Below are 14,698 nucleotides of genomic sequence, written 5' to 3' on the forward strand. Positions count from 1 at the left end.
TGCTGTCGTTACATCCGCGTGAACTGGGGCGTTGGCACCAAAGTAGAGTGTCGTTCCCAGTAAAACGGAAGTCACACCAATCCCCAGCTTCCGTAGGCCATAGTGCGGAACCCGGTGAGAGTGCATGACTTCTTTCAAATAAGTATTATTTTTTGAAACCATAAACTTACCTCCCAATTCCAATCCATACTCGTTATTTGGTGGTTGGTTGGTAAAAATCAGCTCCTTAATAGCACGCATGAATTTATAAAATTTATATTTTATAAATTCCATTTTAGAAAAAAAAAAAAAATAGCAATATTTAGAGCATAAATATTTTTATTATATGAATACTAAATTTAAAGCAAAATGGCGAAATGGCTTGAGCGAGTAACAAATTTACGGCTAATTAACTGATTTTAGGAAAAATTGGAATTAGTTGTTAGTTATGACAATCTCTTCATACTTAATTTTAGAAATAGCTAAGAAAAAAAGATTTAAGAAATTAGTATGTTTTATAAACGGAAGAGTAATTAAACATAAGGATTATTTTGAAGGAAACAGTCAAATAAAAAGCACGTATATGTTCCCTAATAAAATTATTGACAAGTTAAATAACATAAATTATGCTAATAACAATATTGAAAAGTAATATTAGCTTTTGTAAGAGGTTGAGATTTTATCTCACCTCTGATTTTTTATATGACATAAAATTTAGGCTATGCATCAATAACAGTTGACACATAGCCGTTTATTTTGCCCATGCCTATTAACCCTATGAACATAGTAATAATGAGAATCGCAATCGAGTTTTATGGTGCTTTATTCTCAAGGGTAAACTGATTGAAGAGCTGAGTAATGAGAAATTAGTTTGGATTAACTGGTATCTAAATTCACGACCACTTAAATATTTTAACTAGCATTCATCAATTGAGATCTTCTTACTTAATCTACGTCGTTAAATTTGTCCAAATTATTTCTTACAATCTGCCGTACAGAAAAACCGTCCAGCCAAACAGCTAGACGGTTGGTCAAGATTGCTAACCCATGCTATAATATAACCAGTCAAGAGTTGATATTATATTCAACAATTAGGCTGATAGATTAGCAGGAAGCGCCCTTGTTCTGGTGTACGGCAATACACCACCAGCTAGGCGCATTCAAGAAATTCCGTAATAATCTCACAGCCTTTCAAAAAATGTGCGTGCATTGGTGGTTGCCAGTGCACCTTTTTATTATATCATGAAAAAAATAAAAAACCGTCGCATTTCAAGACGGCCACCGTGCCAATAAAATTTGAGAACAATTTGAGAACAATTATTTACATATAGATAAAATTAAGTAAAAAGAAAAACCTCAGAAACGCCAATATAACAACGTTTTTGAAGCTTCCTAAAAGTCTATGAATTATATTAAGGAGAGTACAGGATTCGGACCTGCGCGCCCGTTCTACACGGGTTCGCCGGATTTCGAGTCCGGTGCATTACCACTCTGCCAACTCTCCATAATTCAACTGTTCTATTATAACAAACTTTAAATATTCCGTAAAGGACCAGCTTTAGTTTGCTAACAGTTGAATTGTCTTATTAGTTATTTTGGTTTGCAATGTCATGTGTGGTTTCGCCATTCTTAGCGGTATATAATGCTTGCTTGGTGTTACTTGGGTTGACAATGCTCAAAGAATAATTACTACCCAAGACTTTACCAATCTGTTTAGAATTAGCCTTAATCGACTTGGTCAGATTAGGCCAGCCAATCTGCTCAGCCTGACTAGGATCTTGAACTAGTGCCTGAATGGCCTTGACGGTATCGCTATCGGTCGGCTTGATGTTAAAGGTCTGTGAGTCTTTGTCAAAACTAACCGTTCCTAGTTTAGAATAGCCGTTTTGCAACTGACGTAACACCGCCATCTCTTTATCTTCTTGAGTAGCTTGGTTATTATTGCCACCATTAATGTTTCCCATCTTATTAGAGAAGGCACTACCACTTTGCCCCTGAGCTGTCGCTTGCGAAGAGGAACTCGCCTGCTCAGTCCGTGCCTGTTGGTTATGGTGAAAGTATGGCAGGTTAATCCCACCATAGATTACTGCTGCCAAACTAAGGACTACAATAATCGTTCCTGCTTTCCACTCATGGTATTGCTGCCAAGAGTTAGCGAGATAAAAGCCACCCAAGATCAGCATCAGTCCACCAAAAATAACAAGAAAGATCATAAAATTAATATCTCCTTTTGCCACTCATCATTATCTTAAACAAAAGATGTGCCATATCATCAGCACATCTTTTTATTAAAATTGCATTAGTGCTTTCATATCGTAATTTTTGATCTTCTCGCGGCCATGCAAATCTCTTAGTTCAATTAAGAACGCACAACCGACCACGATACCACCTAATTTTTCAACCATTTCAATCGTTGCGGAGATAGTACCACCAGTGGCCAGCAGATCATCAACTACCAAAACTCGTTGGCCTGGCTTAATAGAATCTGCCTCCATCTGCAAGGTTGCCGTACCGTACTCCAAATTATAGGTAGCGCTAATGGCCTTCCGTGGCAGTTTTCCCTTCTTACGAGCTGGGGCAAAGCCAACCCCTAATTCACGGGCAATCGGGCAACCAACGATAAAGCCCCGTGCTTCAGGTCCAACTACCATGTCGACCTTTTTATCGCGTGCGTAAGCAACTAATTCATCGGTTGCTTGTTTATATGCTTCGCCATCCGCCATCAATGGTAAAATATCCCGAAAGATGATTCCCTTTTCCGGATAGTCAGGAATACTAGCCACATATTTATAGAGATCTAAAGTCATTTTCTACAATTGTCTCCTTTAATTCATCTTTAGGCACCGTAAGATCCATTTAGTAACACTTGCCACATCACCATATAATAATACCCTTTCGGCTTGGTAACGGGCCAGCTGTGTTTGATACTGTGTCGTTTGTTTTAAATCTGTCTTGCCACTGACGGGCTGCAGGGTTAAAACACCATCTTTTATTGTAACAAATCCCGCCTCAGAAAACACTTTAATTATCAAATTTAATCGAACTGGGTTAATTTTTAAGTACTGACTGACCGCATTTCCCTGCGCCGGCCACCGTAACTGGGAATTGTTTTGGAGAAAACGGTAAACCTGGGCAAAGTTTTGCCGATTAGGCATCCCTGCTAAATAAATATTTTGGCGGTCCGTCAACAATAGGCGAATCTGAGCAGGAGCACTCGTATCATTTTGAAAAAGGTTCTTAAGGGCCGTTAAGCTATCGGGCAAATCAACTAACGTCACCCGTTTGCCACCCAGATCTGCCTGAGCAGCAGCTTGTGGGCTCAAGGCATGTTCTTCACCCACGTGCGGGGCAATGTTTTTCCGTAGTCGCTGATCATAGACCACGTATTCACCTTGCAGCTTAAAATGGTCTGGTCGTAAATGCGTCGTTCGTTCATCAATCACTAATGGACCATGCACTCGAACATCAGTCAGCATTAATTGAACTTGCCGCTGACCATGCCATTCATTGATTCCCACCGTCGCCGCAATATCGACTTGGTTACCGGGTGCTTGAAAAAGCGGTGCATCCTGGCCATGACCAAAGGCAACCACCGTTACCCGTTGTTGACCAGTAGACAAATTAAACTTCAAATGACTATTGTCCTTCCCCATCGTTCGGACACCAGATGGGTGAACATTGTCGAATTCAAAGGTTGGCTCCTCATTATCCGGGCCAAATGGTGCTAGTGCCTGCAGATCATGATAGAGCTTTTCATTAACCTGATCGGGAGTTAAGCGGGCCGCCAATTGTAATAGCGCCGGCACCTGCCAATCAAAGCCCTGCTTTGCGGCTTCAGTAGCCAAGGCCGCTCGTAATTGGTCTAATTTATCAACTGCAAAGGAGAGTCCACAGGCCGCCGGGTGGCCACCAAAGCTTGTCATCAGGTCACGGTGTGGATTCAATGCTGCAAAGAGGTTGAAACGCTCGTCACTTCGCCCTGAGGCCTTAGCAATTTTCTGACCATCATCAACACTAGCGACAATTGTGGGCTTACCGGTCCGCTCCCGTACCCGACTGGCGACGATCCCTAGAACACCCTGGTGCCAGCCATGACCAAGTAGAACCAGGACTGGCTGTTTGCGGTTTTCGTCCGTTGTTGCTTGGGCTAACGCCGGTTGAATAATATTATCCACCAGTTGACGCCGTTGTTGGTTAGCAGCTTCGACCTGCTCCGCCAGAGTTTGACCCTGATCCTCATCGAGGGTGGTCAGCAATTGAACACCAAGTTTGGCATCACTGACCCGTCCCAGAGCATTTAGGCGGGGTGCAATTCCAAAGCCGATGTCCTGATCGGTCAACTTAGCCTCATCTAGGCCCGCTAATTTAACCAGAGCATGCAAGCCGGGCCGTAACCCTTGTCGTAAGATTCGCAAGCCCAGTGAAATCAAGGCCCGATTCTCATCAGCCACACTGACCACGTCAGCAATCTCACCAATTGCTACCAGGTCCAATAACTCTGTCGGAAACTCATCGGTCAATGCCCAGGCAAGCTTAAAAGCAACGCCTACACCAGACAGACCAGCAAAGGGGTAATTACTACCAGGGTACTGCGGGTGAATGATGGCAGTGGCCTGCGGAAGCTCATGAGGTAGTTCATGGTGATCGGTCACGATTACATCGACTCCCTGCTTGACCACCGGATCAATAACATCTTTCCCACTAATGCCATTATCAACGGTTATGATAAGTTGAGTTCCTTGGTCAATTAGCCGCTGATAAGCCGCAGCATTGGGTCCGTAACCATCGGTAAAGCGATTAGGAATATAATAATTAACCTTGGCACCAATTCCTTGAAGGGTTTCGTACATCACCGCCGTACTAGTAATGCCATCCGCATCATAATCGCCATAAATTGTAATCTGCTCACCTTGCTCAACGGCCTGCTGGATCCGCTCAACAGCCTTATCCATATCATGAAGTTGGTGAGGATCATGAATTGAAGATGGGTCCGGCTTTAAAAATCGTTGGGCAGCTTCTGCGGTTGTGATCCCCCGTTTGACAAGCAAGTCGGCCACCACGGGGCTCAACCCCTTCTTGGTTAGCATCGCCACCGGAGCCGCATCTGCAGCCGGTGCTAATTTCCATTTAAACCGTGAATCAACCATACACTTCATCACGCACTTTCCATCAAAAATAAGAAAGACTGTAACACAGTGGTTACAGTCAAAGTTAAATTACCATTTCCATATTATCATAAATCCTTTTTATCCTGCTGGAAGTCAAAGAATTTTTTAATTGCCCAGTCACCAAGCCCAGGAATCACTTGATAAAGCCAACCGAGGCAAGCAACGTATGCTGGTACATTGATTTCCCGGGTCTTGTAACCAACGTTATCCCAAATTCGTCGGGCTAACTCATTCGGTTGAATAAACATCCACTTTGGCAGGTGTGCCCGATAACTGCCGGAGCGATCAGCCCTCCAAAAGGCCGTCGAGATTGGCCCAGGATTAACCGTCAACACCTGAACACCATAATCAGCGACTTCCATTCGTAAGACATTATCAAACTGGATCACCCCGGCTTTGGTGGCTGAATAAACCGCACTATTGGGTGTTGGAATCTTACCAGCAAGAGAGGCCAGATTAATGATCGCCCCATAGCCTTGATCCATCATCTGCTTGGCCACACAACGACTGATATACATCAGGGCTAACAAATTAATGTGGGTCATTTCCGCCATTGAGTTAAATTTCTGGCGGGCGACAGCCGTAAATTCACCCAAGCCAGCGGAATTGATCAAGACATCAATTCCCCCAACTTCGTGTTGAATCCGACTGAGGACTTGATCGATAGTATCCGGGTCGGTAACGTCAAGTTGATAGGCAAAGGCCGGCCGACCCGATAGAATGAGGCACCGTTGGGCAACCGCGTGCAACCGGGCCTTGTTTCGTGCTACCACCACCACAATGGCACCTCGACGGGCGGCTTCAAGGGCGAGTGCCTTGCCGATACCACTAGAACCGCCGGTGATTAAGACCACTTCATTACGTAAAAATCGTAATGTTTTTACCCGCTTCAACATCATCAACCATTCCTCTCTTTATTTTTAAACGGAATATCAAACACGTCTAAATCATTGACCACCCGGGTAGCAGGAAAGATATTACGCACTTGGTAAGCTAATTGATAGGCGGCCTTGCCAGCATAGCGAGCTGAAATATGGGTTAGGAAAAGCCGCTTAGCTCCCGCCTGCTTAGCAATCTCTGCAGCCTGCTTGCTGGTCGAATGATAGTAATTATGGGCGAGTTGAGCCTCATCTTTGCCAAAGGTACTCTCGTGAACCAAGGCATCCGCATCCTGAGCTAACCAAACCGCATTCTTTGTTTGCCGGGTATCACCGAGAATAGCTACAACCCGTCCCGGCTGTGGCTGACCAATAAAATCATGGCCATCTAAAACACGACCATCTGGTAGGGTCACGGTTTTACCGGCCTTTAACTGTCCGTAAATTGGCCCAGATGGTACTTTAGCCTTTCGTAACTTCTCAACCTGCAGTTCTCCCGGATGAGCGTGCTCGACAATTCGGTAGCCATAACAGGTGATTTTATGGTCAAGCTTTTTAGCATAAACCGTAAAACCCTGGTCTTCAAAAACTTTACCCTCATGGTGAAGTTCAATAAAATGCAGGGGATAACTCAACCGCGACTGGCTTACTTGCAAGGCAGTCAGTACAAACCTTTTAATGCCAACCGGACCATAAATGGTTAACGGCTCGTTGCCCCCCTGGAAGGAACGGGAACTAAGCAAACCCGGTAAACCGAAAATATGGTCCCCATGAAGGTGGGTAATAAAGATTTTTTCAATCTTTCGTGGTCGAATAGTCGTATAAAGGATCTGGTGCTGCGTTGCCTCGCCAACATCAAACAGCCAAATAGCGTTACGTTCTTCCAAGAGCCGCAGGGCCACACTGGAAACGTTCCGCTGCTTGCTGGGCGATCCCGCCCCAGTTCCTAAAAATTCAAGTTGCATATCTATTTTCCTACCTTCTAAAACTATGGTTACTGAACAAATTCAAAAACAAACTTCTTAATCCGGACCGAGTCACCATCCTTGATTCCCTTGGCCCGTAAGGCATCATCAACGCCCATTTGGCGAAGCTGACGCGCAAAACGTAACTGACTTTGTTCATGGGTCAGGTCAGTCATATCAAAGAGCCGTAAAAGCTTAGCCCCACCTAGAACCCAGGTGCCATCTTCATCCCGACTAATAGTAAAGTCGGCCTGGTCCTTCTTAGGGGCTGCCGCACGGTACTCGGCTACCAGCTGCTCGTCATGACTCTCACTATCAAAGGCTGGTGTTTTATCCAAGAGATCTGCCGTCAGTTGCATTAATTGTTTAACTCCTTGGTGTGTAACCGCCGAAATAGGAAAGACCGTTGGCGTCTTCGGTAAGGTCGTGTCTTTTGCCAACTCGGCCTTGAAATGATCTAAGTTGTCCTGAGCATTAGGCAGATCCATCTTCGTTGTCACTACAATCTGTGGTCGTTTTAACAGCTCTGGGTCATAGTTAGCTAACTCATGGTTAATCTGACGGTAACGTTGAATAGCCTGCTCAGGATCCTGGCTGCTCATATCAACCAGGTGCAAAAGAACTCGGGTCCGTTCAATGTGACGCAAGAATTTCAGCCCCAAGCCAACTCCCTTTGAGGCTCCTTCGATCAAGCCGGGCATATCGGCCATGGCGAAGTCACGACCATCCGGCAAGATTACCATCCCCAGGTTAGGCACCAAGGTAGTAAATTCATAGGCCGCAATCTTCGGCTTTGCACCGGTCACAACCGATAATAGCGTGGACTTGCCAACCGATGGAAAACCAATTAAGCCCACATCGGCCAACATCTTAAGTTCTAATTCTAGGTAGTGGTCTTCACCCGGTTCACCATTTTCAGCAATTTCCGGGGCCGGATTCTTAGCACTGGCAAAGTGAATATTTCCACGGCCACCGCGACCACCACGGGCCACGACCAATTCCTGACCCTCTTTTACCAGGTCGGCAATAATTTGACCGGTATCAAGATCACGAACTGTCGTCCCCTGGGGAACTGCTACCACGGTATCTTCGGCACTAGGACCCGTCATCTGCTTGTTCATCCCATTACCACCATTCTTAGCCTTAAAGATTCGGTGATAACGAAAATCCATCAAAGTCCGCAGACCTTCGTCAACCTTTAAGATGATACTACCACCACGGCCACCATCACCGCCGGCAGGGCCACCGTTCGGAACGTATTTTTCACGCCGAAAGGCCACCATTCCATCGCCACCCTTACCGGCATGCACTTCAATTTTAACTTGATCAACAAATGTATTCATTAAAATTATTCTCCGTTCTCTTTAGTTATTATTAGTATATTGGAAAATACCAACAGCGTCAAAATCAATCATGACTACTACCCTTCGCAACCGCCGCATTCTTCTGTAGGGAAACCTTGATTAGCTGGGCAGTTGGCCGGTTAATTCCTAAGGCACGAATATCATCCACCGATGCTGCGGCAATTTTACTAATCGATCCGTACTGTTTTAACAGCTTAGTCCGCGTTCGGGGCCCGACACCCTTAATCTCATCAAGGCGAGAGCTTAACGAATGTTTAGTGTGGACCCGACGATGAAAGGTAATGGCAAAGCGGTGGACTTCATCCTGAATTCGTTGAACCAGGTAAAAGCCCTGACTCCGGGGATCAAGGTTAACGTGCTGGTCATGGTCACCAAACAGTAGGTCGGCCGTCCGGTGCTTATCGTTTTTTACCATCCCCACCACCGGAATGTCCAGACCCAATTCATTTACTAGAACGTCCTTGACGGCATTCATTTGAATCTCTCCCCCATCCATAAAGATCATGTCCGGCATTGGTTTGTGTTCTTTCAAGAGTCGTGAATAACGACGCCGAATGACTTCACGGGTGCTAGCGGCTTCGTCAGCATGGTTAATCACCGTTTTAAGTTTATACTTACGATAAAGTTTCTTGGCCGGTTCACCATCGACAAAAACCACCATGGCACTGACCGGATCAGCTCCCTGAATGTGGGAATGATCAAAGGCTTCAATTTTATGGCCCACCGGCAAGCCAAGAGCATCGGTAATTTCCTTCATCGCACCAGTAGTCTTGCTCTGGTCCATCTCCAAAAGGCGGAATTTATCATTTAGGGTCAGACGCGCATTCTCAGCCGCCATTTCCATCAGGTCGTGTTTTTCACCCCGTTCTGGTGTCCGCACTGGTACCCCTAAGATTTCACTAATTTCTTTATTAGGCAATCCTGCCGGCAATAAGATCTCCTTAGGCAAGATATTATTACGACGCCGGTAAAATTGGAGAATAAAACTGGTCATTTCTTCCGTGGCCGTATCGACAACCGGGAAAAGGCGTTTCTCACGCTTCATCAACCGAGCCTGACGAATGAAGAAGACCTGAATCGATAACCAGCCCTTATCCATATAGAAATTAAAAAGATCCCGGGGTGTCTTATCGTTAGAGATGATTTTTTGTTTTTCAACCGTTACCTCAATGTAGTGCAGTTGGTCACGGATTTCGGCAGCGCGTTCATATTTTAGTGCCGCAGCGGCCGCCTGCATTTTGTGTGTCAACTGACGCTTAACCGCGGCCGTATTACCGTTCAAGAAGGACTTAATCCGTTTAATCTGCGCCTGGTACTCACTCACCGGAACCTTCTTAAAGCAAGCACCTAAACATTGCCCCATATGATAATATAAACACGGCCGTCCCTGATAACCGTGACAACGTCGTAAGGGATAAACCTTTTGAATAAAGTGCAAGGTTTCCTCGGCCGCATAAACATTGGGATAGGGGCCAAAGTAATAGGCTCCATCTTTTTTTACCTGGCCGGTGATCATCGTCTGGGGGTCACGCTCATTGGTAATTTTGATATAAGGGTAACCCGTCCCCCGCTTTAATTTAATATTAAAGTACGGCTGATGCTTTTGAATCAGTGTAATTTCCAACAGAAAAGATTCCTTGTTGGTACCGGTGACGATGATATCGAAGTCGGCTACTTCGGAGACCATTTTGGCAACCTTGCCAGTATGGCTGCTCTTAAAATATGAGCGAACCCGATGCTTAAGATTTTTAGCTTTTCCGACATATATAATCTGTCCGTTAATGTTTTTCATTAAATAACAGCCGGGTTTATCCGGCAATAATGTTAACTTATGTTCAAGATGTTCGCTTGCCATCATAACCCTCCGATAAAATTACTAACTTAATATTATAAAGGATTTTCGGTATAAAAGGCAACGAAAGTGCTAGGCACCAAGCTTGTCGAACCCTACTCAAATGTGCTAGCATTCATGGTAAAGATAATAAAAGGAGCGATTTAAATGGGACTTGTTACCCGGCGCAGTTTACAACTGGATAAATTATTTGATCAATTAGCGGTTGACCCTAAAAAGAAGAAACCACTTGACAAGAAAAAGTCAACTACAACTACCAACAAGAAACAAGATAAAAAAAATTAAGAAAAAAAGTGAACCGGGAATCCCCTGGTTCACTTTTCTTTTACCCTCGTTTTTTAAAGCCGCTTGGATAACGACGATTTAATTCAGCAATGTTCGCCCGTGCGACTTCATCAAAGGGAATATCTGCCCATTCAGCAATTTGTGACAAATACCACAGCACATCGCCCATTTCATGGGTTAATTCCTGCCGGTCAAGCTTTTTACTCCTAAAGGTATAATTTTTTACTAGGTCTACCACCTGACCAGATTCACCAGCCAATCCAAGGGCACAATTGGTTAATACCTGTTCGTTACCATAAAGGGTCCGTTTTGCTGCTTTTTGATAATCATTGAAATCCACTTAATTCATCCCCATTTGTCGTTCAATCCATTGCCAAACCTGCTCTTTTCCCCGCTTGGTTTTTGCCGAAAAAAGTATTAATGGGTCATCTGGGGTCATTCCCAATTTCTTCCTGATTTGACTCTCCTGACGATTCCACGCATTAGATTTAACCTTATCACTCTTAGTACCAACCACCAACGTTGGCAAGTTATAATAGGCCAGCCATTGGTACATGGTGACATCATCAGCAGTTGGTGCGTGGCGGGCATCAACCAGCATGATCACCCCACACAGTTGTTCACGCTGGGTTAAGTAATTTTCGATCATCTGGCCGAAACGTTCCCGCTCTTTCTTGGAAACCTTCGCGTAACCATAGCCAGGAACATCTACAAAATAAAGCTGATTCTCCACAGCATAAAAGTTTAACGTCTGGGTCTTGCCCGGTTGACTTGAGGTGTGAGCAAAATTCTGGCGGTTAATCAGTACGTTGGTTAATGAAGACTTACCAACATTTGAACGACCTACTAGGGCGACCTCAGGATAGGCCGTCTTGGGATACTGTTCAGGACGCACGGCACTGATTGTTAGGTCAACGTTATGAACTTCCATTCTTTTCTCCTTACTTAGCAGCCTGCTTCTTCATGACATAACGAGGCTCAGTGTGGTGAGTAACACAGCGCTTATCAATCACCACTTCAGCCACATCTTTACGACTTGGCAATTCAAACATGACGTCACGCATAACGTCTTCAATAATGGAGCGCAATCCCCGAGCACCAGTATTACGTTTAATTGCCAACCGAGCCATCGCCTTAAGAGCACCATCGGTAAATGATAGTTTGCTACCATCTAACCGAATTAACTCTTGGTACTGCTTAACTAAGGCATTCTTCGGCTCAGTTAAGATCCGCACTAAGTCGTGTTCATCTAACTTTTCTAGAGCCGTCATGACGGGCAAGCGACCAATAAATTCAGGAATCAAGCCAAACTTTAACAAGTCTTCAGGAATAACGTGCTGAAGAATGTTCTTTTCAGTGATGTTAGCCTTAGCACTAGCAGAATCGGTCCCAAAGCCAATTGTCTTTTCACCTAGGCGCTCCTTGATAATGGTTTCAATCCCGTCAAAGGCACCGCCAACGATAAATAAAATATTCTTTGTATCAACTTGAATAAATTCTTGTTGAGGGTGCTTACGACCACCCTGCGGCGGCACATTAGCGATTGTTCCTTCCAGAATCTTTAAAAGAGCTTGTTGAACCCCTTCACCAGATACATCCCGGGTAATTGAAACATTTTCACTCTTCTTAGCGATCTTATCAATTTCATCAATATAGATAATACCCTTTTCCGCTCGCTCAACATCAAAGTTAGCAGCCTGGAGCAATTTCAAAATGATATTCTCCACGTCTTCACCAACATAACCGGCTTGAGTTAGGGTTGTCGCGTCAGCAATTGCAAACGGAACGTTAAGAATACGTGCCAATGACTGAGCCAAATAGGTTTTCCCAGAACCCGTTGGTCCAATTACCGCAATATTACTCTTTTGTAATTCGGTATTATCGTTATCGCCATCCATCATGGCATTAACCCGTTTGTAGTGGTTATAAACCGCCACGGCTAACGTCTTCTTAGCGTCGTCCTGGCCGATTACATACTCATCCAGGTCCTTAACTATTTCTTCTGGAGTTGGCACCCGGAAGTCTTGGTTGGCTTGATCTTCAGCGAGCTCTTGGTCAATAATTTGCTTGCATAAGTCCACACATTCATTACAAATGTATACCCCAGGGCCAGCAACAATTTTTTTCACTTCGTCCTGTGATTTACCACAGAATGAACAGTGAACAGAATTCATTCCCTTGGTATCTTCAAACATTAAGAAACCCCCTCTAAAGTTCTGAGAATATCATACCAAAATTAAAGATTGATTTCGAACAATGTGTTTTCTATCAAAATAAAAAATGCCCAATCAAGACGATTGGGCATTTTAAGTACGACAAGTAAAGTTTACTTGGTAGCCTTCTTGTCGTCATTCTTCTTAGCACTCTTGACCTGCTTAGCAGAATTAGCAACCAGGTCAACGGCCTTCTTAATCTTAATGTCGTGGGCCAGCATGTCCTTAGACAGTGCCTTCTTAACAGCATCTTCCTTCATGCCGTATTGCTTAGCCAAGTCAGCAACTTCTTTCTTCATTTCATCGTCACTGGCTTCTAGCTTAGCATCGTCAACAATAGCTTCCAGAACTAGGTTAGTCTTAACCCGTTGTTCGGCATCATTAGCAAATTGCTTCTTCAGATCTTCTTCTTTAGTACCTGTGATCTGGAAGTACATCTTTGGGCTAATACCCTGTTGTTGCATTCCGGCCAGGTATTGTTGCATCTGCCGGTTAGTGTCATCATCCAACATTGCTTGTGGAATGTCCTGAATTTTGGCATTAGCAACGGCCTTTTCAATAGCAGCATCTTCAATCGCAGCATGAGCCTGGTCATCCTTATTCTTTTGAAGCTGCTTCTTGGTCTTGGCCTTCAGCTCGTCTAAGGTGTCAACATCTTCATCGACATCCTTGGCAAAATCATCATCCAGCTTTGGCAGTTGCTTTTCCTTAATTTCGTGAACCTTAACCTTAAAGATGGCGTCCTTACCAGCCAGTTTCTTTTCATGGTAGTCCTTTGGGAAGGTAACCTTAACATCAACGTCATCGCCAGACTTGTGGCCAACTAATTGGTCTTCAAAGCCAGGGATAAAGGAACCAGAACCTAATTCAAGGGAGTAGTTATTAGCGGAGCCGCCATCAAACTTCTTGCCATCGACACTACCTTCGTAGTCGATAACAACCGTGTCACCCTTAGCAGCTGGTTTCCCTTCCTTAAGGACCAATTCAGCCTGTTGCTGACGCTTCTTATCCAATTCTTTATTAACATCATCGTCAGAAACAGTGGTGTCTTGTTCAGGTACTTCCATTCCCTTGTAGTCACCAAGCTTAACCTTTGGCATGACATCAACCGTAGCAGTCAGCGTCCATGGTTGACCCTTTTCCATACTCTTGATGTTAATTTCAGGTTGAGCAACTGGTTGAATCTTGGTTTCCTTAACCGCTGCACTGTAAGCATCAGGTAATACCTTGTTTAAGGCATCTTGGTAAAGTGATTCTTCACCATACATTTGGTTGAAGATTTGACGAGGAACCCGGCCCTTCCGGAATCCTGGAACCGTAATCTTCTTCCGAGTTTCAACGAAGGCTTCGTCAAGGCCTTTCTTAATCGTGTCGACATCGATCGTGAACGTCAATGTCCCTTTGCTGGCATCGCTATCGCGTTCCCATTTTGCTGACATTTTATTTCCTCCAATAACAATTCAATTTGACCACTGCTTTATCTATCAAGCTGGTCTTTACATACTTTATTAGTTTACCGTAGCTGTCACGCAATTGCAACCAATTGCCTGATATCATGGCCTAAATTTAAAGCAAAAAAGGAATCCGGCAAACCGAATTCCTTTTCTTATCGCCTTATTGAAAATTAGTCCAGAACGTCGGATACCACACCGGCACCAACAGTGTGTCCACCTTCACGAATGGTGAACTTCAGACCCTTTTCAAGGGCAACTGGCTTTTGTAACTTAACAGTAAATGTTACGTTATCACCAGGCATAACCATTTCTATACTACCGATTTCACCGACAATTCTACGAAATTCATTCGAACCAGTTTCCTTACGCCGAATGATTGTCAATTTGTGTTGAATCAACGGATCCAATATTGTGAACTTACCCATATTTTCCTCCTATTAGAATAATTATATCCATAAGGTATTTTAATCAAAATGGCAAAGGGTTTAAAGCCCTTTGCCATTTATTTTTTATCTATACATTTAAATGATGACCGGCAGC

At 44.2% G+C, this 14,698-nt stretch carries 13 protein-coding genes, 1 tRNA gene and 3 pseudogenes; 2 read left to right on the plus strand and 15 right to left on the minus strand.

Annotated elements, in window-relative coordinates:
• Positions 1–273, minus strand: a 273-nt coding sequence (locus tag ACEYV4_RS06510; protein WP_373842534.1) for a YSIRK-type signal peptide-containing protein, incomplete at its 3' end; no start/stop codon positions are given.
• A 455-nt stretch (positions 274–728) separates the two neighbouring features.
• Here ACEYV4_RS06510 and ACEYV4_RS06515 point away from each other — a divergent pair.
• Positions 729–899 (plus strand): annotated as a pseudogene (locus tag ACEYV4_RS06515) (IS30 family transposase); the annotation flags it as partial.
• A gap of 495 nt (positions 900–1,394) precedes the next feature.
• Here the strand turns inward: ACEYV4_RS06515 and ACEYV4_RS06520 are convergent.
• From ACEYV4_RS06520 to uvrC, 8 genes are all read right to left on the minus strand, one after another.
• Positions 1,395–1,483 (minus strand) — tRNA-Ser (locus ACEYV4_RS06520).
• Between the two features lie 82 nt (positions 1,484–1,565).
• Positions 1,566–2,192 carry a DUF308 domain-containing protein gene (locus ACEYV4_RS06525; RefSeq protein WP_373842535.1) on the minus strand — a complete coding sequence of 209 codons (627 nt, stop codon included), beginning with the start codon at positions 2,190–2,192 and terminating at the stop codon, positions 1,566–1,568.
• A gap of 75 nt (positions 2,193–2,267) precedes the next feature.
• Entirely contained in the window at positions 2,268–2,786 is a 519-nt protein-coding gene (locus ACEYV4_RS06530; RefSeq protein ID WP_373842536.1) for an adenine phosphoribosyltransferase, read from the minus strand.
• 18 nt (positions 2,787–2,804) lie between these two features.
• Positions 2,805–5,135, minus strand: coding sequence for a single-stranded-DNA-specific exonuclease RecJ (recJ, locus tag ACEYV4_RS06535; RefSeq protein WP_373842537.1), 2,331 nt, complete (start codon positions 5,133–5,135; stop codon positions 2,805–2,807).
• A 77-nt stretch (positions 5,136–5,212) separates the two neighbouring features.
• Positions 5,213–6,043 carry an SDR family NAD(P)-dependent oxidoreductase gene (locus ACEYV4_RS06540; RefSeq protein ID WP_373842546.1) on the minus strand — a complete coding sequence of 277 codons (831 nt, stop codon included), beginning with the start codon at positions 6,041–6,043 and terminating at the stop codon, positions 5,213–5,215.
• Positions 6,044–6,045: 2 nt separating this feature from the next.
• Positions 6,046–6,990: a ribonuclease Z gene (gene rnz, locus ACEYV4_RS06545; protein ID WP_373842538.1), complete on the minus strand. Its 945-nt coding sequence runs from the start codon at positions 6,988–6,990 to the stop codon at positions 6,046–6,048.
• 29 nt (positions 6,991–7,019) lie between these two features.
• Complete coding sequence (gene obgE / locus ACEYV4_RS06550) at positions 7,020–8,333, minus strand: GTPase ObgE (RefSeq protein ID WP_373842539.1); 1,314 nt, start codon at positions 8,331–8,333, stop codon at positions 7,020–7,022.
• A gap of 64 nt (positions 8,334–8,397) precedes the next feature.
• Positions 8,398–10,209, minus strand: coding sequence for an excinuclease ABC subunit UvrC (gene uvrC / locus ACEYV4_RS06555; protein WP_373842540.1), 1,812 nt, complete (start codon positions 10,207–10,209; stop codon positions 8,398–8,400).
• A 144-nt stretch (positions 10,210–10,353) separates the two neighbouring features.
• On the opposite strand from uvrC, the gene ACEYV4_RS06560 reads away from it, so the two are divergent.
• Positions 10,354–10,491 carry an SPJ_0845 family protein gene (locus tag ACEYV4_RS06560; RefSeq protein ID WP_373842541.1) on the plus strand — a complete coding sequence of 46 codons (138 nt, stop codon included), beginning with the start codon at positions 10,354–10,356 and terminating at the stop codon, positions 10,489–10,491.
• Between the two features lie 40 nt (positions 10,492–10,531).
• Here the strand turns inward: ACEYV4_RS06560 and ACEYV4_RS06565 are convergent, their stop codons facing one another.
• From ACEYV4_RS06565 to ACEYV4_RS06590, 6 genes and pseudogenes are all read right to left on the minus strand, one after another.
• Complete coding sequence (locus ACEYV4_RS06565; protein ID WP_373842542.1) at positions 10,532–10,831, minus strand: nucleoside triphosphate pyrophosphohydrolase family protein; 300 nt, start codon at positions 10,829–10,831, stop codon at positions 10,532–10,534.
• Positions 10,832–11,422 carry a ribosome biogenesis GTP-binding protein YihA/YsxC gene (gene yihA / locus ACEYV4_RS06570; RefSeq protein WP_373842543.1) on the minus strand — a complete coding sequence of 197 codons (591 nt, stop codon included), beginning with the start codon at positions 11,420–11,422 and terminating at the stop codon, positions 10,832–10,834.
• Positions 11,423–11,432: 10 nt separating this feature from the next.
• Positions 11,433–12,686 (minus strand): ATP-dependent Clp protease ATP-binding subunit ClpX, encoded by a 1,254-nt coding sequence (gene clpX / locus ACEYV4_RS06575; protein ID WP_373842544.1) that lies wholly within the window; start codon positions 12,684–12,686, stop codon positions 11,433–11,435.
• Between the two features lie 131 nt (positions 12,687–12,817).
• Positions 12,818–14,143, minus strand: a complete 1,326-nt coding sequence (gene tig / locus ACEYV4_RS06580; protein ID WP_373842545.1) for a trigger factor — start codon at positions 14,141–14,143, stop codon at positions 12,818–12,820.
• Between the two features lie 185 nt (positions 14,144–14,328).
• Positions 14,329–14,472, minus strand: a pseudogene (tuf, locus tag ACEYV4_RS06585) (elongation factor Tu); the annotation flags it as partial.
• Positions 14,470–14,583, minus strand: a pseudogene (locus ACEYV4_RS06590) (uracil phosphoribosyltransferase); the annotation flags it as partial. The pseudogenes ACEYV4_RS06590 and tuf, both read right to left, overlap by 3 nt.
• Positions 14,584–14,698: the final 115 nt, after the last annotated feature.

It is taken from the genome of Limosilactobacillus sp. (assembly GCF_041859915.1).
Classification (GTDB): Bacteria; Bacillota; Bacilli; order Lactobacillales; family Lactobacillaceae; genus Limosilactobacillus.

What these genes read in the sequence shown, in the direction of transcription:
- ACEYV4_RS06525 (WP_373842535.1), bottom strand. Translation starts at nt 2,192, where the DNA reads ATGATCTTTCTTGTTATTTTTGGTGGACTGATGCTGATCTTGGGTGGC.
- ACEYV4_RS06530 (WP_373842536.1), bottom strand. Translation starts at nt 2,786, where the DNA reads ATGACTTTAGATCTCTATAAATATGTGGCTAGTATTCCTGACTATCCG.
- recJ (WP_373842537.1), bottom strand. Translation starts at nt 5,135, where the DNA reads ATGAAGTGTATGGTTGATTCACGGTTTAAATGGAAATTAGCACCGGCT.
- ACEYV4_RS06540 (WP_373842546.1), bottom strand. Translation starts at nt 6,043, where the DNA reads ATGTTGAAGCGGGTAAAAACATTACGATTTTTACGTAATGAAGTGGTC.
- rnz (WP_373842538.1), bottom strand. Translation starts at nt 6,990, where the DNA reads ATGCAACTTGAATTTTTAGGAACTGGGGCGGGATCGCCCAGCAAGCAG.
- obgE (WP_373842539.1), bottom strand. Translation starts at nt 8,333, where the DNA reads ATGAATACATTTGTTGATCAAGTTAAAATTGAAGTGCATGCCGGTAAG.
- uvrC (WP_373842540.1), bottom strand. Translation starts at nt 10,209, where the DNA reads ATGGCAAGCGAACATCTTGAACATAAGTTAACATTATTGCCGGATAAA.
- ACEYV4_RS06560 (WP_373842541.1), top strand. Translation starts at nt 10,354, where the DNA reads ATGGGACTTGTTACCCGGCGCAGTTTACAACTGGATAAATTATTTGAT.
- yihA (WP_373842543.1), bottom strand. Translation starts at nt 11,422, where the DNA reads ATGGAAGTTCATAACGTTGACCTAACAATCAGTGCCGTGCGTCCTGAA.
- clpX (WP_373842544.1), bottom strand. Translation starts at nt 12,686, where the DNA reads ATGTTTGAAGATACCAAGGGAATGAATTCTGTTCACTGTTCATTCTGT.
- tig (WP_373842545.1), bottom strand. Translation starts at nt 14,143, where the DNA reads ATGTCAGCAAAATGGGAACGCGATAGCGATGCCAGCAAAGGGACATTG.